21 protein-coding genes are annotated in these 26008 nt (G+C 69.5%); 9 read left to right on the top strand and 12 right to left on the bottom strand.

The annotated features are described in order from the left end of the window. Nucleotides 1–54: 54 nt before the first annotated feature. The gene (locus A4W93_RS26500; RefSeq protein ID WP_085753462.1) at nt 55–2136 is read right to left on the bottom strand and encodes a putative bifunctional diguanylate cyclase/phosphodiesterase; all 2082 of its coding nucleotides are present in this window, start codon (nt 2134–2136) and stop codon (nt 55–57) included. Then, the gene (locus A4W93_RS26505) at nt 2133–3425 is read right to left on the bottom strand and encodes an HD-GYP domain-containing protein (protein ID WP_320409208.1); all 1293 of its coding nucleotides are present in this window, start codon (nt 3423–3425) and stop codon (nt 2133–2135) included. Before A4W93_RS26505 ends, A4W93_RS26500 begins: the two co-directional genes overlap by 4 nt. 423 nt (nt 3426–3848) lie before the next feature. Between A4W93_RS26505 and pcaF the strand changes: the two genes are divergently transcribed. After that, nucleotides 3849–5051 carry a 3-oxoadipyl-CoA thiolase gene (gene pcaF / locus A4W93_RS26510; protein WP_085753464.1) on the top strand — a complete coding sequence of 401 codons (1203 nt, stop codon included), beginning with the start codon at nt 3849–3851 and terminating at the stop codon, nt 5049–5051. A 71-nt stretch (nt 5052–5122) separates the two neighbouring features. Here the strand turns inward: pcaF and A4W93_RS30220 are convergent, their stop codons facing one another. Continuing rightward, the gene (locus A4W93_RS30220) at nt 5123–8143 is read right to left on the bottom strand and encodes an exo-rhamnogalacturonan lyase family protein (protein WP_157131783.1); all 3021 of its coding nucleotides are present in this window, start codon (nt 8141–8143) and stop codon (nt 5123–5125) included. 404 nt (nt 8144–8547) lie between these two features. Here A4W93_RS30220 and A4W93_RS26525 point away from each other — a divergent pair, with 404 nt between their 5' ends. Next, entirely contained in the window at nt 8548–8850 is a 303-nt protein-coding gene (locus tag A4W93_RS26525) for an antibiotic biosynthesis monooxygenase family protein (protein WP_085753467.1), read from the top strand. On the opposite strand, the gene A4W93_RS26530 is transcribed toward A4W93_RS26525, so the two are convergent. The 3 genes from A4W93_RS26530 to A4W93_RS26540 form a co-directional block, all read right to left on the bottom strand. Next, a complete protein-coding gene (locus A4W93_RS26530; RefSeq protein WP_085753468.1) occupies nt 8851–9828 on the bottom strand; it encodes an AEC family transporter in 978 nt (325 codons plus the stop codon). A 177-nt stretch (nt 9829–10005) separates the two neighbouring features. Beyond that, nucleotides 10006–10386, bottom strand: coding sequence for a hypothetical protein (locus A4W93_RS26535; protein WP_157131784.1), 381 nt, complete (start codon nt 10384–10386; stop codon nt 10006–10008). 43 nt (nt 10387–10429) lie between these two features. Beyond that, nucleotides 10430–13018: a DNA topoisomerase III gene (locus A4W93_RS26540; RefSeq protein WP_085753470.1), complete on the bottom strand. Its 2589-nt coding sequence runs from the start codon at nt 13016–13018 to the stop codon at nt 10430–10432. A gap of 136 nt (nt 13019–13154) precedes the next feature. Here A4W93_RS26540 and A4W93_RS26545 point away from each other — a divergent pair, with 136 nt between their 5' ends. Genes A4W93_RS26545 through A4W93_RS26555 form a run of 3 tightly spaced genes read left to right on the top strand, consistent with a single transcriptional unit; the run spans nt 13155 to nt 15266 of the window. Further along, nucleotides 13155–13664, top strand: coding sequence for an SET domain-containing protein (locus tag A4W93_RS26545; RefSeq protein ID WP_174694897.1), 510 nt, complete (start codon nt 13155–13157; stop codon nt 13662–13664). Nucleotides 13665–13680: 16 nt separating this feature from the next. Further along, nucleotides 13681–14595 carry a biotin--[acetyl-CoA-carboxylase] ligase gene (locus A4W93_RS26550; protein WP_085753471.1) on the top strand — a complete coding sequence of 305 codons (915 nt, stop codon included), beginning with the start codon at nt 13681–13683 and terminating at the stop codon, nt 14593–14595. Continuing rightward, nucleotides 14589–15266, top strand: coding sequence for a hypothetical protein (locus A4W93_RS26555; RefSeq protein WP_085753472.1), 678 nt, complete (start codon nt 14589–14591; stop codon nt 15264–15266). Before A4W93_RS26550 ends, A4W93_RS26555 begins: the two co-directional genes overlap by 7 nt. Nucleotides 15267–15371: 105 nt before the next feature. Here the strand turns inward: A4W93_RS26555 and gap are convergent, their stop codons facing one another. The 3 genes from gap to A4W93_RS26570 all read right to left on the bottom strand — a co-directional run bounded on the left by gap (nt 15372) and on the right by A4W93_RS26570 (nt 18968). Beyond that, nucleotides 15372–16370, bottom strand: a complete 999-nt coding sequence (gene gap, locus A4W93_RS26560; RefSeq protein ID WP_085753473.1) for a type I glyceraldehyde-3-phosphate dehydrogenase — start codon at nt 16368–16370, stop codon at nt 15372–15374. Between the two features lie 90 nt (nt 16371–16460). Further along, nucleotides 16461–18458, bottom strand: coding sequence for a transketolase (gene tkt, locus A4W93_RS26565; protein ID WP_174694898.1), 1998 nt, complete (start codon nt 18456–18458; stop codon nt 16461–16463). A 105-nt stretch (nt 18459–18563) separates the two neighbouring features. Continuing rightward, complete coding sequence (locus A4W93_RS26570; protein WP_085753475.1) at nt 18564–18968, bottom strand: hypothetical protein; 405 nt, start codon at nt 18966–18968, stop codon at nt 18564–18566. Nucleotides 18969–18996: 28 nt separating this feature from the next. On the opposite strand from A4W93_RS26570, the gene speD reads away from it, so the two are divergent. The 4 genes from speD to A4W93_RS26590 all read left to right on the top strand — a co-directional run bounded on the left by speD (nt 18997) and on the right by A4W93_RS26590 (nt 22538). Further along, on the top strand, nt 18997–19362 hold the full coding sequence (gene speD / locus A4W93_RS26575; RefSeq protein ID WP_085753476.1) for an adenosylmethionine decarboxylase: 366 nt from the start codon (nt 18997–18999) through the stop codon (nt 19360–19362). Further along, the gene (gene murU, locus A4W93_RS26580) at nt 19359–20096 is read left to right on the top strand and encodes an N-acetylmuramate alpha-1-phosphate uridylyltransferase MurU (protein WP_085753477.1); all 738 of its coding nucleotides are present in this window, start codon (nt 19359–19361) and stop codon (nt 20094–20096) included. Before speD ends, murU begins: the two co-directional genes overlap by 4 nt. A 131-nt stretch (nt 20097–20227) precedes the next feature. Beyond that, on the top strand, nt 20228–21100 hold the full coding sequence (locus A4W93_RS26585; protein ID WP_085753478.1) for a hypothetical protein: 873 nt from the start codon (nt 20228–20230) through the stop codon (nt 21098–21100). Nucleotides 21101–21155: 55 nt separating this feature from the next. Then, nucleotides 21156–22538: an aminopeptidase P N-terminal domain-containing protein gene (locus tag A4W93_RS26590; RefSeq protein WP_085753479.1), complete on the top strand. Its 1383-nt coding sequence runs from the start codon at nt 21156–21158 to the stop codon at nt 22536–22538. Here the strand turns inward: A4W93_RS26590 and A4W93_RS26595 are convergent. From A4W93_RS26595 to A4W93_RS26605, 3 genes are read right to left on the bottom strand one after another with little or no spacing between them, the layout of a single operon-like run. Then, on the bottom strand, nt 22535–24145 hold the full coding sequence (locus tag A4W93_RS26595; RefSeq protein WP_237357627.1) for a flavin monoamine oxidase family protein: 1611 nt from the start codon (nt 24143–24145) through the stop codon (nt 22535–22537). The two genes, A4W93_RS26590 and A4W93_RS26595, sit on opposite strands and share 4 nt — an antisense overlap. Beyond that, a complete protein-coding gene (locus A4W93_RS26600; protein ID WP_085753481.1) occupies nt 24145–25692 on the bottom strand; it encodes a polyamine aminopropyltransferase in 1548 nt (515 codons plus the stop codon). The genes A4W93_RS26595 and A4W93_RS26600 overlap by 1 nt, the downstream gene beginning before the upstream one ends. A 43-nt stretch (nt 25693–25735) precedes the next feature. After that, nucleotides 25736–25957, bottom strand: a complete 222-nt coding sequence (locus A4W93_RS26605; RefSeq protein ID WP_085753482.1) for a DUF350 domain-containing protein — start codon at nt 25955–25957, stop codon at nt 25736–25738. Between the last annotated feature and the right edge of the window lie 51 nt (nt 25958–26008).

Consider the following 26008-nt stretch of genomic DNA (forward strand, 5'->3'; position numbering starts at 1 on the left):
CGGGGTCTTCCTGGAAGCGGAGAGACCATGATCGTACGCCGGACGGCAGAGCCCTTACCCGGTCACCAGACGGATGCTGGGTTTCGACGGCGGTGCCGGGCGCCCGAGGCGCGCCTCGAAGGCGGGCACGTCGAGGGCCGGCGAGTACAGGAACCCCTGGAACTCGTGGCAGCCCGCGTCGAGCAGGAACTGCCGCTGCGGCTCGGTCTCCACCCCCTCGGCGATCACGCGCAGCTGCATCGCCCGGGCCATCTGCACGATGGCGTTGACGATGGCCACGTCGCCGGTGTCCCCGGGCAGGCTGCGGATGAAGCTGCGGTCGATCTTCAGCCGGTCGATGGGGAACCGCTTCAGGTAGGCGAGCGACGAGTAGCCCGTGCCGAAGTCGTCGATGGACATCAGCACGCCCAGCTGGTCGAGCGCCTTGAGCCGGTGCAGCGCGTCCTCGGCGTCGTGGATCAGGATGGATTCGGTGAGTTCGAGTTCCAGCCGGTTCGGCGGCAGCCCCACGGCCGACAGCGTGGACGCCACGCGTTCGATGAAGTCGGCCTGCTGGAACTGCAGCGCCGACACGTTGATGGACACCGGGAAGTCCCACCCCGCCGCGCGCCACGCCGCCGCCTGGCGCACGGCCTGCGCGAGCACCCAATCGCCGATGGCGATGATGAAGCCGCTCTCCTCGGCGAGCGGGATGAACTCGGCCGGCGACACGTCGCCCAGCACGGGGTCGCGCCAGCGGATCAGCGCCTCGGCGCCGACGACGTCGCCGGTGGCGAGGTCGATCTGGGGCTGGTAGTGCAGGCGGAAATGACCGCTCACGAGCGCCTGGCGCATCGCGTGGTCGATGTGCATCTGCGAGCGCGGCGCGGTGTCGGCCTGCGCCTGGTGGAAGCGGAAGCTCGCGCGGCCCAGTTCCTTCACGCGGTGCATCGCGGCGTCGGCGCGGCGCATCAGCTCGTCGAGGTTGTCGCCGTCGTTGGGGCACAGCGCCACGCCGATGCTGCAGGTGACGGTGAACTCGACGGCGTCGAGCCGGAACGGGCGGGACATCGCCTCGATCACGCGGCGCGCCGTGGCCTCGGCGCCCTGCGCGTCGGCCTTGTGCACGAGCAGCACGAACTCGTCGCTGCCGAGGCGCGCGACCGTGTCGAGGCTGCGCAGGCAGCCCTTGATGCGGTCGGTCACCTCGAGCAGCACGCGGTCGCCGAAGCCGAGGCCGAAGGTGTCGTTGATGTGCTTGAAGCGGTCGAGGTTGACGACCATCAGCGCGAACGAATGGCCGTTGCGCTGGGCCATCGCCAGCGCGAACTCCACGCGGTCGGCCAGCAGCCGGCGGTTCGGCAGGCCGGTGAGCGGGTCGGTCTGGCTCAGCTCCTCGATGCGCTGGCTGGCGGCGAGCTTCTCGGTGATGTCCCGGAACGAGAACACCCGGCCGATGGGCTGGCCGCGGCTGCACTGCGGCAAGGTGACCCGTTCGATCACCTTGCCGGAATGCAGCGCGAACACGTCGCTCGTCTGGAGCAGCGTGGCGTCGCGGATGGCGGCGAGCCGCCGGTCGTAGTCGGTCACGTCGACGACGCTGCTGCGCATCCACGCCTGCACGGCGGCGTCGTCGCGCTGGGTCAGCAGGTCTTCCGACAGGTTCCACAACGCGGCGAAACGCCGGTTGAAGCCGCGGATGGAGCCGGCGAGGTCGGTGACGAGGATGCCGTCGGCCGTGGATTCGAGCGTGGCGCGCAGTTCCGAGAGCCGGTGCTCGAGTTCGTCCTGCGTGGCCTGGTGGGCGCTGCGGTCCTGGAACACCACCACGTAGACGGCCCGGCCATCGGACTCGACCCGGCTCACCCGGCGCATGACCGGCACCACCGTGCCGTTGAAGCGGCGCACCAGCGACTCGGAGACGATGGCGTCCTGCCAGCCGTGGTCGACCCCCTCCCAGAACGCGAGGTCTTCCGGCGTGGCGCTGAGTTCGGCGGCCGTGCGCGCGTGCAGGGCCGAGGGTTCGATGCCGAAGAGCGTGCCGGCGGCGGCGTTGGCGGCGGTGATGCGGAGCGTGTCGCCGTCGACGAGCCACACCGCATCGAGGAAACCCTCGATGAGCGCGGACCACGCCTCGCGAACGGCCGGACCGGTCATGCCACCGGATCCTCGGTGGTGACGTTCGGTTCGAAGAAGTAGGAAACGCGCGGGCGGGGCGACAGGTAGGCGATGGCGTCCGGCGGCAGCGCCTGCGGCTTCAGGCTGCGTCGGATGCCCAGGCGCGAGTCGGCCTCGAGGTTGAGCAGCAGCGCGTCGTCGCGCGGCGTCCTGGGATCGTGGACCAGCACCGTGGGCTTGAGCGGGCGGGTGGAATTGACCGACATCACCAGAGCATAGCGGTCGTCGGTGAGCTGCACCGTGGAGCCTGGCGGGTACACGCCCATCATGCGGATGAAGGCACCGAGGATGGCCGTGTCGTACCGGTTCTTGCCCTGGGCGAACAGCAGCGACAGCGCCTCGTGCGGCGTGAGGGCGCGCGACGGCACGTGCGGGTTGCACATGTTGTCGTAGCGGTTGACGAGGGAGACGATGCGTGCGGCCGTGGTCATGCGGTCGCTGTTGAGCTTGAGCGGGAAGCCGCTGCCGTCGGCGTGTTCGTGGTGCTGGGCGATGACCAGCGTGGCGCCGGGCTGCAGGCCCATCTTGCGGGCGATGGTGACGCCGTGGGCCACGTGCTCCTGGTAGAACTGGGTCTCGGCGACGGTGAAGTGTTCCTCGCGATGGCGCACGCGCTCGGGCAGTTCGAGCTTGCCGATGTCGTGCATCAGCGCGCCCACGCCCACGTCCATCATCTCGTCCTGCGACAGGCCGAAGGTGCGGCCCATCAGCAGCGAGATCACCGCGACATTGACCGCGTGGTGGGAGGCCTTGTCACCTGCGGCCTCGGTCAGCAGCCGGATGCACATCTCCTGGTCGCCCACCATCTTGTCGACGAAGGCGCGCGACAGCGCCTCGGCGGTGGTGCGCGCCTCGTCGGGGCGGGTGAGGGCCGCCTCGGTGGCCTGGCGGCACGCCTTGGTGGCTTCGGCGAACTGGCGCTCGCACAGGGTCAGGCGCGACCGCGCGGCGGCCAGCGCCTCGCGGTGGCGGCGGGCCTCGGCGGCCTGCGGGGTCTCGACGGGGACGCCGATGCCCGAGCCCATCGCCGGGGCGTTGGCGGCCTCGGCGGCCTCCGCGACCACGACGGTCTCGGCTGCGGCGTCGGGATCGCTCTTGTCCGGGCTCCAGCGCACCCGGGCCTTGCCCAGGCCCCGGATGGTGGCGATCTGGTCGGCCGAGGAGATCTTGAAGCTGCTCAGCGGAAACGGATGCGCCATCCAGCCGACGTCGAGATGCACGAACATCCCCACGCGCAGCTTCTGTACCTCGATCAGCGATGTTGGCAAGGCGTCTTTCATACCGTGAACCGCGTGGCCTCCTTGAGCGAAGGCTTGGCTGGTAAGGCGTTTTCGGCGGTCACTCCCCGAGACTTGAGGTTAAGCCGGGGACGGAACGGACGCACCTGACACAACTGACAGGGAGAGCGGTCTGGAATCGGAACTGCAGCACGGTTGGGTGCATCTTTTCGCATCATGGGATCGGGAGCCGGCCGGAATTTGCATTGCGCGCGAGGCTTTGTCCAGTAGGGCTTGTTCTCCTGACCGCACACCGGTGACAGAGTTGGCGTTTCACCCGACTTAAACTCGGAGCATCCGACAACACCCTCCGGCCCGAGCCTCGCCCAGAAGGCGCCGCCCCCGCCGATTCCGCCAGCCGCTGCCCGGGCCCGCCCCGGCCCCGCTGTCCTTGTTTCCATTCAGGAGAATTCCGTGTCCGACGCTTTCATCTGCGATGCCATTCGCACCCCCTTCGGCCGCTACGGCGGCGCCCTGTCGTCGGTGCGTGCCGACGACCTCGGCGCGATCCCGCTGAAGGCCCTGATCGCCCGCAACCCGAAGGTCGACTGGGCCGCCATCACCGACGTCATCTTCGGCTGCGCCAACCAGGCCGGCGAGGACAACCGGAACGTCGCCCGCATGTCCAGCCTGCTGGCCGGTTTGCCGATCGAGCTGCCCGGCGCCACCGTGAACCGCCTGTGCGGCTCCGGCATGGACGCCGTGGGCACCGCGGCCCGCGCCATCAAGTCGGGCGAAGCCCGTCTGATGATCGCCGGCGGGGTGGAAAGCATGAGCCGTGCCCCGTTCGTGATGCCGAAGGCCGAGTCGGCCTTCAGCCGCAGCAACGCCGTCTACGACACCACCATCGGCTGGCGCTTCGTCAACAAGCTGATGAAGGAGATGTACGGCGTCGACTCGATGCCCGAGACCGCCGAGAACGTCGCCACCGACTACAAGATCGACCGCGCCTCGCAGGACGCGATGGCCCTGGCGAGCCAGCTCAAGGCCGTGGCCGCGCAGAAGTCCGGCTTCTTCGACGCCGAGATCACCCCGGTGACCATCGCGCAGAAGAAGGGCGACCCCATCGTCGTCTCGAAGGACGAGCACCCGCGTGAGACCAGCCTCGAGGCGCTCGCCAAGCTCAAGGGCGTGGTGCGCCCGGACGGCACCGTGACGGCCGGCAACGCCTCGGGCGTCAACGACGGCGCCTGCGCGCTGCTGCTGGCCAGCGAGTCCGGTGCCGCGAAGAACGGCCTCACGCCGCGCGCCCGCGTGGTGGGCATGGCCACCGCCGGCGTCGCCCCGCGCATCATGGGCATGGGCCCGGCCCCCGCCACCCGCAAGGTGCTGGAGCTGACCGGCCTCAAGCTCGACCAGATCGACGTGATCGAGCTGAACGAGGCCTTCGCCGCCCAGGGCCTCGCCGTGCTGCGCGACCTGGGCCTGCAGGACACCGACCCGCGCGTGAACCCGAACGGCGGCGCCATCGCCCTCGGCCACCCGCTGGGTGCCAGCGGTGCCCGCCTGGTCACCACCGCGGTGAACCAGCTGCACCGCACCGGCGGCCGCTACGCGCTGTGCACGATGTGCATCGGCGTGGGCCAGGGCATCGCGCTGATCGTCGAGCGCGTCTGATCGTTCGCTGATCGCCAATGAAAAGAGCGCCCCGCGGGGCGCTCTTTCTTTGGGCTGGCTGACCGCCGGGGTCAGCGGTTCAGGGTGTCCTGCATGACCTTGAAGAAGTCCGCCGGGTAGACCATCTCGTAGCCGTAGAAGCCGTACGACTGGGTGTTGGCGCCGACCTTCATGGCGTTCAGTTCGTCGTAGCGGCGGGTGGCGATGGTGGCCCACTTCGGTTGCGAGGTGTACCAGCTGCTGTTGACCAGGCGGCCGGCGGCCTTCTCCTGCTTGTAGAGGCGGTCGAGGTAGGCCAGCGGGTAGATGATGTGCGTGTCGCCGCCGCTGTACGTGCGGGTGGTCTCCGAGTACACGAACCACTGCTTCGTGTCGTCGTAGCCGTACTTCACGATGTAGTCCATGCCCTGCAGCATCATGTCGACGATCTGCGTGCGGTCCAGGCCCGAGCCCTTGCCCGCGGCGGTGAACAGCTGGTCGGCTTCGTAGAACTTGATGATGTTGCCGAGAAACGCGCCGGCCATCCACGGGTTCGTGCCCGTGGCGTTGTAGCCGAGGTTGTTGTCCATCTTCGTCATCGTCCAGTACCCCGTGCCGGCGGCCGCGTTGTTCTGGTTGATCACGTTGTTCGAGATCACGTTCGTCGCCGCGTTGTAGCCGATGTGGTTGGCCGGCGTGCGGAACCACTGGTTCAGGTAGTCGACGAGGCCGCCGGCCACGTCCTTGTGGTACGTGGCGTCGCCGGTGGCGCGCACCCACTCGTTCATCACGTACAGCGGCCAGCCGTAGTCGCGCTCGGCTTCGCGGTACTTGTCGGCCATCGCGAACGGCCGCTTGAAGAACTGCGGCGACACGGCCTTCCACCACATGGCCACTTCCTCGAGCACGTCCTTCGAGCGCTTGTCGCCGGTGAGCAGCCAGCTGTCGCTCATGCCGCTCACGTGGGCGTGGCCCCAGTGCATGTTGCGCACCTGGTGGTCGATGTTCTCGTGGGAGATCGCATGGATCTCGCCGGCCGGCGTGGTGCCGTCCCAGTAGCCCGACCGCGGGCCGTGCGAGACGTCGATGTCGCGGAAGTGGTTCGTGGCGATCTCGGCGATGCCGTACCAGCGCTGGTCGCCCGTGCGCAGGAACTGGGTGAAGAAGTTGTTCGCGCCGACGTGCGTGTCGTTGTAGAAGCTCGGGATCTTCACGTTGTTCACGACGTTCCAGCCCGCGCGCAGGCGGTCGCCGTAGTCGCGCCAGCCGAACATCGTGGCGTTGCCGTCGGTCTTCTCGACGCTGCGCTCGTAGATGTCCTGCATCAGGTAGGCGTTGTAGCCGGTGGCGCCCGTGGTGGACGCGCCGACGTTCAGGTCGCCGAACACGCCGGAGGCCGCGTACCACGCCGGGGTGGACATCAGCTCGAGGCGGTGGCGCTGGAAGCTTTCGTTCAGCGCGACGAGGTCGGTCGTGCCGGCCTTGGCCTCGTCGATGGCCAGGCGCAGCTGGTAGGTCTTCGCGCCACCCGGGCGAGCGAAGTACAGCGTGTTCGCGCGGAGGTACTCGGTAGCGGTGGGGGCCGGCGCGGTGGTCTGCGCGGTGGCGCCCACGGAACGGGCCGGGAACAGCGACGCGGTGATCGTCTTCGTGGTGGTGTTGACGCTCAGCTCGTTCGGGAACTGCTGCCAGAAGTCCTTCACCATCACGCCGATGTGCGCATTGCCGCCGTCGACGGCCATCCAGCCCGGGGCCTTGGCGCCCGTGCCGGCGCCGGTGTAGCTGAAGGTGTGGCCGTTGTCGACGCCGTCGACGTAGTTGAACTTGCCGCCCTGCGCGATGTAGGTCTCGCCGGCGGCCGTGCCGCCGTAGGCCGCGCCGTTCTCGCCGCCGAAGCGGTACTCGGCCGACGTCGCGACGTAGTTCCAGCGCAGGCCCAGCGCCTTCGCGGCGAACGCGAACGTGGTGGGCACGACCTGGACGTTGTCTTCCTTGCGGTCGTCGATGATCGTCGCCTCGACGTCGATCTTGTCCGAGCCCTGGCTGGCGTAGTAGCGCACCAGGTACTTGATCGGGTTCGAGCCGCCGGAGGCCGTCAGCGTGCCGGTGGCCTTCACCACGGCGCGCAGCGGGCCGCTCTCCTCGACCGTCACGACGGCGTCGCCGGCAGCGGACGCCGTGTATTCGAGGTTGTCCTTCGCGTTGACGAGGAAGAACTCGCCGCCGTCGATGACCGGGTTGTAGACGGTGCCGCTCTTGCGCGAGACCTTGTTGACCACGCCCTTCGTGGTCACGGCGAACTGCACGAGGCCGGTGTCCACGGTCAGGCCGGTGCTGCCGGTGCCGGTGACGCTCACCGGGGTGGCCAGCGAGGCGCGGGACACGTTCGGGCCGTAGGCGACGCGGTAGTCGGCCTGCGAGCCGAGGCTCGCGACGATCTGGGTCAGCGCGACCTTGACGGAACCGTCGGGCCAGTAGACCAGCGCGTCGAACTGCGCAGGCACTTCGGTGCCGGCCGTGGTCTCGAGGCGCAGCTTCGCGATGCTGCTGACGGCGCCGACCGGGAACGGCACGCCGGTGCGCACCGGAACACGCGCCGCGGCGGGGCCGGAGGCCAGCGTCAGGGGCACGTACTGCGTGCCGGTGACGGTCGCCGGCACGAAGTCGGCCTGGACGACCTGGGACGAGCTCAGCGTGACCTTGCAGGACGCGGTACCGGAGCAGCCGCCGCCGGTCCAGCCCGAGAACGTGTAGCCCGAGCCGGCGGTGGCGGTCAGTTCGACGGCCGTGCCGGTGGCGAACGACGCGGAGCAGGTGCCGCCGCAGGAGATGCCTGCGGGGGCGGAGGTGATGGTGCCCGACCCGGTGCGGGTCAGCGTCAGGACCGGCGTGGTGGAGCCCGAACCGGAACCGGTGCCCGAGCCGCTGCCGGACCCCGAACCCGAACCCGAGCCGGAGCCCGTGTTGGAACCGGTGTCGGTGCCGCCGGAGCCCGAACCGGCCGTGCCGTTCGACGGCGTGGTGGTGCCGGTTTCCTCAGCCCCCTTGCTGCCGCCGCAGGCGGACAGGACCGCCACCGCCAGCAGGGCGGACCAAAAACGCGCGTTCTTCATCTGGAATTTCTCCCTGTCCGTGGCGGCCACACCATGGGGCCGCTCGCGGTTTCCCCATCCGGTTTCTCGGCATTCTCAGGAGGGCCTTGATACCCAACCCGTGTGAATCCGTGACCGGATGTACTTCGTTTTACTGCTGAGGCGCACACTGCTTCGGCGGGGCCGTGGCAGTCGTGCGGTGGAGTTTGAGTGATTGCGCCGGGGCGCAACACAAAAGATGCAATTTGTCACCGGCGTTCGCCGATGGAACGCGCATTTTTCCACTGTTTTTGGATGGCGGCGGTAAAAGTGACAAAATTTGACATGTTGCCAGGACGAGGCACGCGGTCACAACCGTGTCGGGCCCGACACGGTCCACGCCGCGATGGCCCTATGCTCCGGCCCTCGTCCCCCTTGGAGATCCCATGATTCTTGAGTTTGCCGACATCCGCATCCAGCCCGGCCAGAACGCCGCCTTCGACGAAGCCATCCAGCGCGGGGTCGAGACCGTGATCGCGAAGTCGCCCGGCTTCCGCGGCTACAAGGTCAACCGCGGCATCGAGTCGCCCGAGCGCTACCTGCTGATGATCTACTGGGAGACGCTGGACAACCACATGAAGGACTTCCGCGAAGGCCCGCTGTTCCCGCAGTGGCGCGCCATCGTGGGCCCGTTCTTCGCGGCGCCGCCCGTGGTCGAGCACTTCGACCTGGTCGCCCGTTCGACCTGATCAGCGGATCAGGCTCAGCACCCAGAGCCACAGCGGCGCGCTGGCGGCGAACAGGATCGTCGAGACCACGGTGGTCGCCGTGGCCTCGGCCTCCAGCGTCCGGTAGCGCTGCGAGAAGATCAGCGCGTTGTTGCCCACCGGCAGCGCGCCGGCCATCACCACCACCGCGAGCGGCAGGCCGGTGAGGCCGAACCCCCAGTGGCCCACCACCAGCACGGCCAGCGGCAGCACCAGCAGCTTCAGCGCCGACAGCCACAGGGCCCCGCGCAAGGCGCCCTTGAGCCCGTAGTAGGCGAGCGACATCCCGATCAGCACGAGGCACAGCGGCACCACGGCCTGGCCGAGCTGCAGCAGGGTCTCGTCGACGAGGCCCGGCAGCGGCAGGCCGAGCACGTTCCAGGCGAACCCGGCCAGGATCGGCAGCACGACGGGGTGGATCACGGTGTTGCGGGCGGTGGTCAGCAGCATGCGCCCGACGTGGGTGTCGCCGCCGCCCTGGCGCACGCGGTCGCGCGCGAGGTCCATCTCGACGAAGGCCGTGAGCATGGTCAGCAGCGTGAGCGCATGCAGGCTCACCAGGGCCACGTGGATCGACAGCCCCGCCTCGCCGAACATCGCGGCGGCCATCGGGATGCCCATCTGCACGGTGTTGCCGAAGCAGGCGCTGATGGACCGCACGCTGGGCCCGGCCACCGGCTCGCCCGGCTGCAGGCGCCAGCGCAGCACCGCGTACACCCCGATCATCAGGGCCACCACCGGCACGAAGAAGGCGATCAGCGTGCCCCACGGCATCGCGCCGATGTCGAGCCGGGTGGTGGTGCGGAACAGCAGCGCCGGGACGAAGATATAGAACGCCGCATTGCCGAGCGTGCGCGCCGGATCGTTGTCACCCAGCCACCGCGCCCGGCCGACCACGTACCCGAGCGCGATCACACACAGGATCGCGACGAGCTTGAGCAGGACGGGGCCGAGGAGCATGGGGCCACGAGTATCCGTGGAAACCCGCAGCGGCGCGTTGCGTCTTCTACGTAGAACCGCCCCCGCCACACACCGTCATCCCGGCACAGGCCGGGACCTCGGGCGGTGGCTCACCGAGTGGCGCATGAAGGCACCCCCAGGGTCCCGGCCTGCGCCGGGATGACGTGCGCGGGGGCGTTATTCCTGCAGCGCGAGCTTGCAGTTGGCGACCACCTTGCCCTTCGCGGTCACCACCTCGTTCTCCAGCACCACCGACCGCACATCCGTCCCCACGCTCTGCGCGAGCTTCTGCGTGGCCTCGACCACGCAGGTCTGCTTGATGTCGGCGACGGTCTGGTTGTCCTTGCCGATGTAGGAGTGCGTGATGACCGGCTTGTCCTTGCCGGTGCCTGCCGCGCCACGCGCCTGCTGGATCAGGTCCTTCGCGGCCGCCTGCTCCTTCGCGGTCTCGGCGGCCTTGCGGGCGGCCTCGATCTCGGAGGGCATCGTCACGCTGACACAGCCGCCGAGCAGCAGGCCCAGCAGCGCGGGCGTCACGATCTTGGTCATCACGTTCATGGTCTTGTTGTTCCTGTGCATGGTCACGGGCGCGGCACCCCGGTCAAGCCGCTTTCTTGGCGGCCGTCTTGGCCGCAGTCTTCTTCGCCGCCGGTGGCTTCGCGGCCCGCGGCTGGAATTCGAAGCTCACCTTGCCTTCCTTCTTGTCGAACGCGAGGAACGCCTTGAACTTGCGGCGCGTCTTGTTCGACACGAAATTCTCCAGCAGGTCGGTCTTGCCGGTCTCGAGCAGCTTGGTCATCTGCTCGCGGATCACCGGCTGCTGCAGGATGATCTTGCCGGTCTTGAAGTCGCAGGTGACCTTCGCGCCCACGCTGTGCTCGCACACGTAGTTCGCGCCGTGTTCGTACACGTGGCCCTGGCACTTCGGGCACGGGCCCAGCGACTGCTGGTCGGAGAAGTCGACCGGTTCGCCGGACTCGCCGTCCTTCTTGGCGTCCTCGCCGAAGTCGAACTCGAGCTTCCAGTTCTTGATCTCGTCGTCGAACGTCAGCTTGAGCTCGGCCGTGAACGGCCAGCCGGCCTTCGAGCGGAAGCCCTCGAGCGGGCCGATGCGCTTGTTCGCGAGGAACTGCTCCACCTCGTCGAGCTCGAAGCTGCGGCCGCCCGGAATCTTGCCGATCGAGAAGCCGCAGCCCTCGCTCGCGCCGTCGGCGCCGGTGCAGGTGAAGCGGCGGTAGTTCTCCTTGACCACGCCACCGCAGTTCGGGCACGGGGTCTTGAGCGTGGCGTAGTCGCCGGGGATGGTGTCGCGGTCGTATTCCTTGGCCTTCGCGACGATGCGCTCCGTCATGGCGGCGATCTCGGCCATGAAGCGCTCGCGGCTCAGGCGGCCCTTTTCCATCTCGGACAGCTGGTGCTCCCAGTTGCCGGTGAGTTCGGGCTTGGTGAGGTCTTCCACGCCGAGGCCGCGCAGCAGCGTGGTCAGCTGGAAGGCCTTCGCGGTGGGGATCAGCTCGCGGCCGTCGCGGATGATGTACTTCTCGAGGATCAGGCCTTCGATGATGGCCGCGCGCGTGGCCGGGGTGCCGAGGCCCTTCTCCTGCATGGCCTCGCGCAGTTCGTCGTCGTCGATCAGCTTGCCGGCGCCTTCCATCGCGCTCAGCAGCGTGGCTTCCGAGTAGCGCGCCGGCGGCTTGGTCTTCTGCGCGTTGAGGTCCACGCTTTCGGCGCGCACCTTCTCGCCCGGCTCCACGGCCACGAGGTTGGCGTCGTCCTCCTGCACCTCGCGGCCGTACACGGCCAGCCAGCCCGGCTTGACCATCACCTTGCCGTTGGTCTGGAAGCTGTGCGACTTGCCCGCGGCCTCCACCGTGCTGATGCGCGTGGTGACCAGGAACTCGGCCGACGGGTAGAACACCGCGAGGAAGCGCTTGACGACCATGTCGTACAGCTTGGCCTCGATCTCGGTGAGGCTCTTCGGGGCCTGCAGCGTGGGGATGATGGCGAAGTGGTCCGACACCTTCGCGTTGTCGAAGATGCGCTTGTTCGGCTTGACGTAGCCTTCCTTCACGGCCTTGCGCGCATGCGCGGCCAGCGCCTGCAGCGGACCGGGCAGGTCCTCCGTGGCGAGCATCTCCATGGTCTGCTTGACCACCGGCACGTAGTCCTCCGGCAGCGCCTTGCTGTCGGTACGGGGGTAGGTCAGCACCTTGTGCTTCTCGTACAGGGCCTGGGCCAGCGACAGCGTGGTCTTGGCCGAGAAGCCGAAGCGCGAGTTGGCCTCGCGCTGCAGGCTGGTCAGGTCGTACAGCTGCGGGGCGCTCTGCGTGCTGGGCTTCGATTCCTCGGTGACCGAGGCGGGCTGGCCGCGCGAGGCGTCGGCGATGGCCTTGGCATCGGCCTCGTTCCACACGCGGTCGGCGCGCAGCTCGGGGTCGTCGGGGTTCTTCTTCCACTTCGGGTCGAACCACTTGCCGTCGTACTCGCCGGCCTGCGCGGCGAACGTGGCCTTGATTTCCCAGTAGTCGCGCGAGACGTGGCGGCGGATCTTCTCTTCACGCTCCACCACGATGGACAGCGTGGGCGTCTGCACGCGGCCCACGGTGGTCAGGAAGAAGCCGCCGTCGCGCGAGTTGAACGCGGTCATGGCGCGCGTGCCGTTGATGCCCACGAGCCAGTCGGCCTCGGAGCGGCAGCGCGCGGCGTCGGCGAGCGGCAGCATCTGCTGGTCGGTGCGCAGGTTCTCGAAGCCCTCGCGGATGGCCGCGGGCGTCATGCTCTGCAGCCACAGGCGCTTGACCGGGTGCTTGCTCTTGCTGTGCTGCTGGATGAGCCGGAAGATCAGTTCGCCCTCGCGGCCCGCGTCACACGCGTTGACGAGTTCGGAGACGTCCTTGCGCTTGACGAGCTTGACGATGGCGTTCAGCCGCCCCTTGCTCTTGTCGATGGGATTCAGCTCGAAGTGCGGCGGGATGACCGGCAGGTTCGCGAAGCTCCACTTGCCCCGCTTCACGTCGTACTCCTCCGGCGCCTTGATCTCGAGCAGGTGGCCGACGGCCGAGGTGACGAGGTGGTGCTCGCCTTCGAAGTACTCGTCGTGCTTCTCGAACTTGCCGGCAACAGGGGTCAGCGCGCGCACGATGTCCTGCGCGACGGAAGGCTTCTCGGCAATGATGAGGGTCTTGCTCATGGCTCTTTCTGATGCAAACGCCGACCCGGTCGGCGTGTCTCTCTACAATCGAGGCTTGTGTGCGTGTATACGCACGCGCGCCGCAGGCGCACGCACGCTCATGCGCGCACCTACGATTTCAATGTACCCAAAGACGATGATGACGCAAGCCCGCGCCGCCAAGACCCCGAAAAACCGCATTTCCGCCGCCGCCCCCACGTCAGGGCGCCGAATCCAGGTCCGTCAGTCGGGAGTCCACGGCCGCGGGGTCTTCGCCGTCGCCGAGATTCTCCCCGGTGACACGGTCATCGAGTACAAGGGCGAGGTCATCACCTGGCCCGAGGCGTTGCGGCGCCACCCGCACGACCCGAGCCAGCCGAACCATACCTTCTATTTCCACGTCGACGAGGAACACGTCATCGACGGGAACGTCCAGGGCAACTCCGCCCGCTGGATCAACCACGCCTGCGATCCCAACTGCGAGGCCGACGAGGTCGACGGCCGGGTGTTCATCAAGGCGCTGCGCCCCATCCTGCCCGGCGAGGAGCTGTTCTACGACTACGGCCTCGTGATCGACCAGAAGTACACGAAGAAGCTGAAGAAGGAATTCGAGTGCCGCTGCGGCACCGACACCTGCCGCGGCACCATGCTCGCCCCGAAACGCTGACCCGCCCGCCCCGCCCATGACCCTCCTGTGGAATGCCGAATCGCTCTGGGAAGAACTCGAGCCGCTGCTGCCCGGGCTGAGCATCGAGGTGGTCCCGCAGACCGCCTCCACCAACACCACGCTGCTCGAGCGCGCCCGCGCGCTGGGTGAGGACGACACCACCCTCGCCCAGGTGCGCCGCAGCCGCGAGAGCGCCGCGTTCGGCCGGCGCGCGGCCGACGTGCTGCCCTGCCTGCTCGTCGCCGAGCACCAGACCGGTGGCCGGGGCCGCATGGGGCGCACCTGGTCGTCGGCCCGGGGGGCGTCGCTGACGTTTTCCCTGTCGCTGCCGATGGGCAACGTCGACTGGTCGGGGCTCTCGCTCGCCGTGGGCGTGGCGCTGGCCGACGCCATCGAGCCGCGGCCCGCGGCCGCCGGCCCGCGCGTGGGCCTCAAGTGGCCCAACGACCTGTGGCTGCTCGACCGCCAGACGCCCGAGGCCCTCAGCGGCCGCAAGCTCGGCGGCATCCTGATCGAGTCCACCACGGTCGGGCGCAACCGGCTCGCGGTGATCGGCGTCGGCCTGAACGTGCTGCCGCTGCCTGCGGGCACCCCGGCGGAACTCACGACCGGCTACGCCTGCCTCGACGAACTCGACCCCGGCATCAGCGCCCCGGCCGCGCTCGGCCGCATCGCCCGGCCGCTGGTGGACGCCCTCGTGGCCTTCCAGCGCGACGGCTTCCCCGCGTTCATGGAGCGGTTCGCCGCGCGCGACCTGCTGCGCGGCCGCGCGGTCACCACCACCCTCGCCGACCTGCCCGAAGGTGTCGCCCAGGGCATCGCGCCGTCCGGCGCACTGCTCGTGCTGACGCCGCAGGGCACCGTGCGCGACGTCGCCAGCGGCGAGGTCAGCGTGCGCCTCCAGGGAGCGGCCGAGGACGCCCCGTGCTGAGGCTGCTGGTCCTGCTCCTCGTGATCGCCAACGCCGCGTTCTACGGCTGGCGCCAGGGCTGGCTCGACGACCTCGTGGGCGTGCGCGCCCAGGGCGACCGCGAACCCGGCCGCCTCGCGCTGCAGGTGGAACCGCAGCGCGTGCGGGTGCTGTCCACGGGGCCCGCCAAGGGCGGCACCACGACGGCCGTGGCGGCCGCCGAAGCCCCCACGGTGTGCCTCGAGGTGGGCCCGTACACGGCCGCCCAGCTGGGCCCGGCCCAGTCGGCGATCGCCGGTGTCGTGCCGCCCGAGCGCATCGAGGACGCACGCCACGAGACCCCGGCGGCCTGGATCGTCTTCATGGGCCCGTACACCGACGCGGACACCCGGCGCAAGAAGGTCGACGAGTTGCGCCGGCTCAAGGTCACCTCCGAGGAGGTCCGCCAGGTGCCCGAACTGGGCGATGGCCTGGCGCTGGGCCGTTTCGACAACCGTGCGGCCGCCGAACGTGCGCTGGCCGACGTCACCACGAAGGGCGTGCGCACCGCGCGCCTCGCCCAGCTGGTGCCGCCGGTGGTGACCCACACGCTGCGCATCGCGGCCGTGTCGCCGGAGCTGCAGCAGCAGCTGGTGGCGCTTCAGGTGCCGGGGCTGGCGGGGAAGAGCTTCGCGGCCTGCGCGCGCCCATGAAAAACGGCTCCTGAAAAGGAGCCGTTCTTCCATCCGTCATCCCGGCGAACGCCGGGATCCACTGCTGGCAGTGGGCCCCGGCTTCCGCCAGGGTGACAGCGTCGCTTACTTGGAGACGACGCGCGCCATCTCGAGCACCTTGTTCGAGTAGCCCCATTCGTTGTCGTACCACGACACGAGCTTCACGAACGTGCTGTCGAGGGCGATGCCGGCCTCGGCGTCGAAGATCGAGGTGCGGGCGTCGCCGCGGAAGTCGGTGGCGACCACCTTGTCTTCCGTGTAGCCCAGCACGCCCTTCAGCGCGCCTTCGGACTGGGCCTTGAACTCGGCGCAGATGTCCTTGTAGCTGGCTTCCTTGACGAGTTCGACGGTCAGGTCGACCACCGAGACGTCGGACGTGGGCACGCGGAACGACATGCCGGTCAGCTTCTTGTTCAGCTCGGGAATCACGACACCCACGGCCTTGGCCGCGCCCGTGCTCGACGGGATGATGTTCTCGAGGATGCCGCGGCCGCCGCGCCAGTCCTTGTTCGACGGGCCGTCGACGGTCTTCTGCGTGGCCGTGGCGGCGTGCACCGTGGTCATCAGGCCGCGCTTGATGCCCCACTTGTCGTTCAGCACCTTGGCGAGCGGCGCCAGGCAGTTCGTGGTGCACGAGGCGTTCGAGATGATGGCCTCGCCCTTGTACGTCTCGTGGTTCACGCCGTAGACGAACATCGGGGTGTCGTCCTTCGACGGGGCCGACAGGATGACCTTCTTCGCGCCGGCGGCCAGGTGCTTCTCGGCGGTTTCCTTCGTCAGGAACAGGCCGGTGGACTCGACGACCACGTCGGCGCCGACCTCGCCCCACTTCAGCTCGGCCGGATCCTTGACCGCGGTCAGGCGGATCTTCTTGCCGTTGACGATCAGCGTGTTGCCGTCGACGGAGACTTCACCGTCGAAGCGGCCGTGCACCGAGTCGTACTGCAGCATGTACGCGAGGTAGTCGGGTTCCAGCAGGTCGTTGATCGCGACGATCTCCACGTCCTTGAAGTTCTTCACGGCGGCGCGGAACACCATGCGGCCGATGCGGCCGAAACCGTTGATACCGATCTTGATCGTCATGTCTACTCTCCTGGGTGAGGTCGATTGAAAGAAAGAGGTCGTTGGACCCACGTCAGCCCCCGCGGCGGGTGGCCACGGGGGTGATGTCTGTCAGCCCTTGCCGAGCACGACGCGGACGGTGTCCACGACGTTTTCAGCGGTGAAGCCGAAGTGCTTGAACAGCACGCCGGCAGGCGCCGATTCGCCGAAGGTGTCGATGCCCACGACGGCCGAGACGCCGTACTTCCACCAGCCGTCGGTGGAGCCCATCTCGACGGCGATGCGCGGCAGCTTCGCCGGCAGAACGTCGTTCTTGTAGGCGACCGACTGGCGGTCGAACACCGTGGTGCTGGGCATGGAGACCACACGCACCGCGATGCCCTTGACGGCGAGCAGCTGCTGCGCGTGCAGCGCGAGGCCCACTTCGGAACCGGTGGCGATGATGACGGCCTGGGCCTTCTTGTTCAGGCCCACTTCGCTCGGCTCGGCGAGCACGTAGGCGCCCTTCGAGATGTCGGCGAGGTCGCTCTTCGGTGCGTACGGCAGGTTCTGGCGCGACAGCAGCAGCGCGGCGGGGCGGTTCTTCGTCTGCAGCGCGGTGGCCCAGGCCACCACCGTCTCGGCGGTGTCGGCCGGACGCCAGACGTCGAGGCCCGGGATCAGGCGCAGCGACGCGGCGTGTTCGATGGACTGGTGCGTCGGGCCGTCTTCGCCGAGGCCGATGCTGTCGTGCGTGAACACGTGCACCACGCGCTGCTTCATCAGCGCGGCCATGCGGATGGCGTTGCGGCTGTAGTCGCTGAACGTGAGGAAGGTGCCGCCGTAGGGAATGTAGCCGCCGTGCAGCGCCACGCCGTTCATGATGGCGGCCATGCCGAACTCGCGCACGCCGTAGTTGATGTGGCGGCCGCCGTTCGGCTTGCCTTCGTCGTCGAAGCGCAGCGCCGGGGTGCTGCTGGTGTTCGTGAGGTTCGAGCCGGTCAGGTCGGCGCTGCCGCCGAGCATCTCGGGCAGGGCCTTCGTGAAGGCTTCGAGCGCGAGCTGGCTGGCCTTGCGGCTGGCGACGGTCTCGGCCTTGGCGTGGGCGGCGATGGCGGCATCGACGGCCACTTGGGCGAAGTTCTTCGGCAGCTCGCCTTCGACCCGGCGCACGAACTCGACGGCCAGTTCCGGGTAGGCCTTCGAGTACGCCTCGAACGCGTCGACCCATTGGGTCTCGGCCGCGAGGCCGGTGTGGCGGGCGTCCCACTGCTCGTAGGCCGGCTCGGGGATCACGAAGGGCTCGTGGCCCCAGCCCAGCGCTTCGCGCGTCAGCTTGATTTCCTCGGCGCCCAGCGCCTCGCCGTGGGCCTTGGCCGTGCCCTGGCGGTTCGGCGAACCCTTGCCGATGGCGGTCTTGCAGACGATCAGCGTGGGCTTCGTGGCCGAGGTCTTGGCCTTGGCGATGGCACGGTCCACGGCGTCGACGTCGTGTCCGTCGACCGCGTCGATGACGTTCCAGCCGTAGGCTTCGAAGCGCTTCGGCGTGTTGTCGATGAACCAGGGGGCGACCTGGCCGTCGATCGAGATGCCGTTGTCGTCGTACAGCGCGATCAGCTTGTTCAGCTTCCAGGCGCCGGCGAGCGCGGCGGCTTCGTGGCTGATGCCTTCCATCAGGCAGCCGTCACCCAGGAAGACGTACGTGTGGTGGTTCACGATGGTGTGGCCATCGCGGTTGAATTCGTGGGCCAGCAGCTTCTCGGCGAGCGCGAAGCCGACGGCGTTGGTGACACCCTGGCCCAGCGGGCCGGTGGTGGTCTCGACACCCGGGGTGATGCCCACTTCGGGGTGGCCGGCGGTCTTGCTGTGCAGCTGGCGGAAGTTCCGCAGCTCGCTCATCGGCAGGTCGTAGCCGGTGAGGTGCAGCAGCGCGTAGATCAGCATCGAGCCGTGGCCGTTCGACAGGATGAAGCGGTCGCGGTCGGCCCACTGCGGGTTGGCCGGGTTGTGGCGCAGGTGGCGGCCCCACAGCGCGACGGCGATGTCGGCCATGCCCATCGGGGCGCCGGGGTGGCCGCTGTTGGCCTGTTGGACCGCATCCATCGCCAGGGCGCGGATGGCGTTGGCCATCAAGGAGGTGTCTTGGACGGGAGCGTTCGTGGCCATGCGGTTCCTGCAGGGGGGCGGTGGGGGAAAACCCCGCATTTTACCGGTCCGGGCGAACCACCCGGAATTTCAGGGCCGGTCGCCCTCCAGCAACGCCTTCAAGGCCTCGAGGTCCTGGCGGACGTGCGCCACGTCCTTCGCGTGGGCCTCGGCCCCGACACCCTCGGTCTGGAACACCGTGAACACGAAAAGGCAGCCCTCGGCGTTCGGCACCACGCGGAACGGGTTGTGGAAGCGTGTGCCATCGGGCAGCTCGACCTCGTGGTCGAGGACACCGAACAGGTTCTCCGGCGCCATCTCCACGGCCACGGGCCCCATCGGCGACTGCGTGATCCAGCGGCCGTGCTCGAACGCGATGCCGCTCGACAGGCCCGAGGCCCACGACGGCAGGTTGTCGGGATGGCGCGCGTAGTCGTAGGCGCGGTGCCACGGCACGCGGGCCGAGACGGTGACGGTGGTGGAAGGCCAGGTCATGGAGGATCCTCCTTGATAATCGTGCGACATGAACGGACTGCACCTGACCGCCGACCTGCGCGACTGCGCCGCCCGCACGGCGGCCCTGACCGACATCGATGCGCTGCGCACGCTGTGCCTCGAGGCCGTGCGCGAGGCCGGGCTGACCCCGGTCGGGGAATTGTTCCACCGTTTCCCCGGTGCCGGCGGCGGCACCGGCGTTGTCCTTCTCGCCGAGTCGCACCTCGCGGTGCACACCTGGCCGGAGCTCGGCGCGGTCACGCTCGACGTCTACGTCTGCAACTTCGGCGCGGACAACACCCACCGCGCCCACACGCTGATGAACCACCTGCATGCCCACTTCGCGCCCGCGCGCGCCGAACGCCACGCCCTCGAACGAGGGACCGGGGCATGACCACGCCGCTCAGGGCCATCGTGCTCGCGGCCGGCCGCGGCAACCGCATGCGCCCGCTCACCGACCACACGCCCAAGCCGCTGCTGCCGGTGCACGGCAAGCCGCTGATCCAGTGGCACCTCGAGGCGCTCGCGCGCGACGGCGTGCGCGAGGTGGTGGTCAACACCGCGTGGCTCGAAGACCAGATCCCCGCCGCACTCGGCGACGGCTCGCGCTTCGGCCTCACGATCCGCTATTCGATGGAAGGCCGCGACCACGGCGACGCGCTCGAGACCGCGGGCGGCATCGCGAAGGCCCTGCCCTGGCTCGCCGACGGTCCGGACGATGCGTTCTGGGTCGTCTCGGGCGACATCTTCTGCCCGGGTTTCCGCTTCGACGCGGCCACCGGCGCCGCGTTCGCCGCGGGCGACCGGCTCGCCCACCTGTGGCTCGTGCCCAACCCGCCGTTCCACCCGAAGGGCGACTTCGGCCTCGGGGACGACGGCTTCGGCCTCGCCGACGGCGCGGGCCCGGACGGCCGCACGTGGACCTACTCCAACCTCGCGCTGTGCCGCGCCTCGCTGTGCGCGCACCTCGCGGCCGGCACGCGGGCGCCGCTCGGGCCGCTGCTGTTCGACGGCATGCGGCAGCACCGCATCACCGCCGAGGTGTACGGCGGCGCCTGGGAGAACGTCGGCACGCCCGAGCAGCTCGCCGCGCTCAATGCCCTGCCGCCGGATGGCTACACCTCGTAAAGAATTGAGTCTTCCGAACCACAGATCCGCCGGTTGAAATCGACGCCAGGCCGCCCCGGACGCCGCCGGCGGCGGACGGGCCGGCGCACCCCCTATCCCGCCGCCATCCTTCTTGGTACCGTGGCACCCTGATGATCCTGAAAACCTCTTCGCTGCCCGCAGTCGCGGCCGGTGCCGTCGTGGCCCTGGGTGCGCTCGGCTACGCGCTGTGGCTGCTGCCGGCCACCCATTCGCGCTTCTGGCTGCTCTTCGGGTTCGTGCTGGCCGTCGGCGTGCATGCCGCCATCGGCCGGACGCTCAAGGCCATCTTCTCGTCCGTCACGCCGCTCGCCAGCGGCGCGCCCGAGGCCTCGGGCTACCAGCGCTCCATCTACGGCACCCCCGGCTCCGCCACGTCCCAGATCGTCGGCATCGTGCTCGTGGCGGGCCTGCTGCTCGGCCTCGGCATCACGCTCGGCAACGGCTGGGTCGGCAGCGCGGGCCTGCTGGTCCTGGTGGTCGCCATCGGCCTCGACCTGCAGCGCTGGGAACGTGTGGCCGCCAGCGCCGACTGGGTCTGGTTCCAGCGCGGCTTCGGGCAGAAAGTGCACCAGGTCGCCATCGAGAACATTCGGGACATCTCGGTGCAGGAAGACGACGCGCCGGGCTTCACGCTGCGCCACGGGTCGCGCAACCGCGTGTGCCGGCTCAACCTGCGCATGAACGACAAGCGCATCGTCGCGCTGCCGAAGACCGATGCCCACGTCGACCTCGACGCGGTCGAGACCGTGGCCAACCACATCCGCTCCCGCCAGGAACTGATGCAGGAACTCGCGTCCCGCCGCCCGGGCGGTGCACGCCCACCGCAGGCACCGGAGCCCGACTCCGTCCCGCCGGTCGACACCCCGGCCGACGACGCCGACAAGGAGATGCAGCGCGCCCTGCGGCGCCTGCGCCGGCAGGCGGCCTCGGCGCAGCCCGCGGCCGCTCCGCGAGACGAAACACGCCGCCCCCCCAAGTCATGAAAAAGCCCCCTTCCGAGGGGGTGGGTCCGGCGGTTCCGATGATGACAATCAGCGCATGAATGCTCAACCGTACCGCGATCGGCGGCGCCAGCTGGCGCACCGGCTGCAATCCGCCGGCGGTGGCATCGCGATCCTTCCCACCGCTCCGGAACGCCCGCGCAACGGCGACAGCGACCACCCCTTCCGCCACGACAGCCACTTCCACCACCTGAGCGGCTTCGATGAACCCGAGAGCTGGCTCGTGCTGCGCAGCGACGGACACAGCACGCTGTTCTGCCGCCCCGTGAACCCCGAGCGCGCCATCTGGGAGGGCCCCCGCCTCGGCCCCGAGCAGGCGCCCGCCGTGCTCGGTGTCGACGAAGCCCATCCCGTCGAACGCCTGAACGAACTGCTGCCGGCCCTCATCGCCCAGGCGCCGGCCGTGTGGAGCGTGTTCGCCGCGGCCGACCACGCCGGGGCCCCGCTCGCCCGCTGGATCGCCGAGGCCCGCGCGTCCGGCGGCACGCCCACCGGCGTGCCCCACCTCGACCTGGGGCCGCTGCTCGACGAGATGCGCCTCATCAAGGACGGCCACGAACTCGCCACCATGCGCCGCGCCGCAGCCATCTCGGCCGGAGCCCACGCGCGGGCCATGCGCTTCTGCGGCCGGCACTTCCGCCAGCACCCGCAGGGCGGCCTGCACGAATACGAGATCGAGGCCGAGCTGCTCCACGAGTTCCGCCGCCACGGCGCGCAGAGCCCCGCCTACCCGTCCATCGTCGCCGCGGGGGCCAATGCGTGCGTGCTGCACTACGCGGCGGGCAGCACGCTGCTGCACCCTGGCGAGCTGTGCCTGATCGATGCCGGCTGCGAGTACGACGGCTATGCGAGCGACATCTCCCGCACCTTCCCCGCCAACGGCCGCTTCAGCGCACCGCAGCGCGAGCTGTACGAGATCGTGCTCGCCGCGCAGGAGGCCGCCATCGCCGTCACCCGCCCCGGCGCCCGCCAGCGCGACGCCCACCACGCCGCGGTGCGCGTGCTGTCGCAGGGCATGCTCGACACCGGCCTGCTCCGGCGCGACGTGGTCGGCAGCGTCGACGACGTGCTCGAACAGGGCGCCTACCAGCGCTTCTACATGCACGGCACCGGCCACTGGCTCGGCCGCGACGTGCACGACGTGGGCGAGTACCTGGCCCTCGACGAGCCCCCGAGCGAAACGAACGACGAGCAAGGCCACACCGTCGTGAAGCCGCCTTCGCGCGCGTTGCGGCCGGGCATGGTGGTCACGCTCGAACCGGGCCTCTACGTGCGCCCGGCACCCGACATTCCCGACCGCTACTGGAACCTCGGCATCCGCATCGAGGACGACGCGGTCATCACGGCCACCGGCTGCGACCTGATCAGCCGCGGCGTGCCGGTGTCGGTGGCCGACATCGAAGCGCTGATGCGGGACTAGCCTTTGCGGCCCGACACCTCGCGCGCGGCCCGCATGCCGTGCGCGTAGGCCTCCTCGAACACCGAGTACCCCGACAGGTCCGCATGCGCGAACGACAGGCGCCCGTGCGGCCGCGCCAGGGCCGCCAGCGCCGCGCTGCCGCGCACGCCCGGCACCGGGATGCTCATCGCATGGCCGTAGCGCATCAGGTCCACCTGGCGCACCTTCGCGGGCAGGTCCGGGTGAGGCACGGCGAGGTCGGTCACCACCGCATCGGCCCACGCGCGCCACGGGTCCGCCATCAGCCGGGCGCGCTGCGCCTGCAGCGTGGCCGCGTCGTCGCCGCCCAGCGCCCAGTACGCCGTGAGCACGGTGGGGCCGTCGTGCGGGCGGGTGTCCTGGTGCATCGCGTTCACGTACCCGAGCAGCGGGCTGCCGTGGATAACGTTGTCCCACGCGGGCGCGGCGCCGGGCGGATCGTCCAGCGCGTCGTCGACGAACAGGTTCGCCACCAGCCACGGCGCATGGCGCTGGCGCGACACCGCCTCGGCCAGCGCGAGGGGCGGCGTGGCCAGCAGGCGGGCCGACACGAACAGCGGCGTGGCGAGCACCACGCGGCCGGCCGTCCAGCGTTCGACCGTGTCGCGGCGCACGTCGAACGTGTCCACCATCACCTCGTCACGGCCCGCCTCGACCCGCAGCGCGATGCGCCCGGTGTTCAGGCGTGACTGCAGCGGCGCCGCCATCCGTGCCGTCAGCCAGCCGTTCCCCTCGGGCCACGTGAGCACGGCGTCGCGGTCGGCGGCTTCGGCCCCCGGCGCGTGGAAGCCGTGGCGGCTCGCGAAGTAGTTCAGCCCGGCCCACGCCGAGACCTGGCCGAGGCCCGCGCCGTAGTCGTCGCGGCAGCAGTAGTCGAGGTAGGCGCGCAGCAGCGGGTGGTGCAGGTCCTGCGCATCGAGCCACGAACGCATCGTGACGGCGTCCAGCGCGGCATGGGCCGGCATCCACGGCACGGTGGCGGTGGGCAGCGCGAAGCCGGCCTCGCGGCTGGCGGCGGCCACCAAGTCGCTGAAACGCCGGTAGGCCGCGAGCGCCGCGGGGTCGTCGTCGGGCACCGGCAGCAGGCCTTCGTGCCAGTGGCCGCGGAAGAACAGGCGCTCCTGCGGGCTGTGGCACAGGTGCCGTTCGTCGAAGACCCACTTGCCGTGCCGGTGGCGGCACAGGTCGAAGGACTCGAGCAGCGCCAGCAGGTCGCGGTCGCTCTCCGCGGGCACGGGCAGGTAGTGCGCGCCGAGCGGGCACCCCATGCCGGCGAGCCGGTGGCCGCGGCTGTTGCCGCCGGCCTGGTCTTCCAGCTCCAGCAGCTGCACGTCGTCGATGCCGGCTGCCACCAGCGCGCGGGCGCAGGCGAGACCCGCGACACCCGCCCCCACCACCAGCACACCGGCGCGGCGCATCACCGAAGGCGGCGGCAGGCGGCCGCTCTTGCCGAGGTCGCGCAGCCGGTGCCCGCGGTCGGCCGAGGCCCCCACCCAGCCGCCGGTGAACGGCGGTGGGGTGCGGTGGCAGCCCACCAGCGGCGCGGCCGCGGCCGCCGCCAGCAACGCGCGGCGGGTGGGGTCGACCATCAGTGCACCTTGCCCCATTCCTGCTCGAAGGTCTGCACCAGCACCTGGTTCGAGAGGCGGTTCACCTCGGCCGGCACCCGCGACATGTCGGGCGGGAACTGGAACAGCGCGGGCAGGCCGTCGAGCGTGAGGAAACGCAGCACCGCCGGCAGTTCCGTGGGCGCGCGGAAGGGCCGCCGGCTCGCGAGGATGAAGCCCCATTCGCCGAAGCTCGGCACGTGCGCGTGGTACGGCGTCGTCGTGAGGCCCGCCGCCTCGATGGTCTGCGCAACGGTCCAGTAGCTCTTGCGCGCGATCAGCGGCGAGGTGGTCTGCACCACCGCGTAGCCCGAGGCCGCGAGGTGCTGGTCGATCAGCGTGTAGAAGCTCGTGGTGTAGAGCTTGCCGATCGAGAAGTTCGTCGGGTCGGGGAAGTCGACCACGATCACGTCGTACTCGCCGGGGTTCTGCTCGAGCCAGGCGAACGCGTCGTGGTTCACGACGTGCACCTTGGGCGACCGCAGCGCATCGCCGTTGAGCGAGCGCAGCAGCGGTTGCTCGGAGAACAGCGTGGTCATGTGCGGATCGAGCTCGACCAGCGTGACCCGCTCGACCGACGGGTACTTCAGCACCTCGCGCACCACCATGCCGTCGCCGCCCCCCAGCACCAGCACACGCTTCGGCGCGCCGTGGCCGGCCATCGCCGGGTGCACGAGCGCCTCGTGGTAGCGGTACTCGTCGCGCGAGTGGAACTGCAGGTTGCCGTTGAGGAACAGCCGCGTGCCGGCCTTGCTCGACGTGACGACCACCCGCTGGTAGCGGCTCGTCTCGCTGTAGAGGATGCGGTCGGCGTAGAAGCGGTCTTCCGCCCAGGTGCTGATGCGGTCGGCCCCCACCATCGCCGCGGCGAGCGCGGCGATCACCAGCGCGCACGACACGACGTGGCCCCACAGGCCGCGCAGCTCGCCGCGGAACAGCCACAGCGCCCACACCGCCACGCCCGCGTTCATCAGCCCGAACAGCGCGCCGGTGCGCACGAGGCCGAGCGACGGCACCAGCAGCAGCGGGAACGCGACGGCCACCGCGAGCGCACCGAGGTAGTCGAAGGTCAGCACCTGCGACACCAGGTCCTTGAGCGCGTAGCGTTCCCGGAAGTGGCGCTTGAGGATGCGCATCACGAGCGGGATCTCGAGCCCGACGAGGGTGCCCACGACCAGCACGAGGCTGTAGAGCGCGAAGCGGAACGAACTGGGCGACGCCGTCTGCAGCGCGAACAGCGCCGCCGGCATCAGCCCGCCGATGAACCCGACGAGCAGTTCGATGCGCAGGAACTGCGCGATGAGCTGGCGTTCGAAAAACCGCGACAGGTACGAGCCGATGCCCATCGCGAACAGGTAGGCCCCGATCACGGTGGAGAACTGCAGGATCGAGTCGCCGAGCAGGTAGCTCGCGAGCGCGCCGGCGGCCAGCTCGTACAGCAGCCCGCAGGCGGCGACGACGAAGACCGAGACGAGCAGGGCGACCTCGGCGGGGCGCACCCGCGACGGCGAAGGGGAGTCAGCGGTCATCGGGAGGCACAGGGTCCCGGCCCTCGCCGGGATGACAGCATCTTCAATGGATCGCTGCGCTCACGATCATGCCGATGGCGATGCACATCGAACCGACCACGATGCCCAGCGCCACGTTCTTCTTCTCGACGATCTCCGCCCACAGGTCGTAGGGCGTGAGCTTGTCGACCACGATGAAGCTGATCCAGAAGACCAGCACGCCGATCAGGGCGTACAGGATGGACCCGCCGAACACACTCGGCTTCAACCATTCGATTCCGAACATGAGGACCTCCTCGGACACGTCTTGACAATGATGATGGACAGGGAAGCGGCC

This window comes from Piscinibacter gummiphilus (genome assembly GCF_002116905.1).
GTDB lineage: Bacteria > Pseudomonadota > Gammaproteobacteria > Burkholderiales > Burkholderiaceae_C > Rhizobacter > Rhizobacter gummiphilus.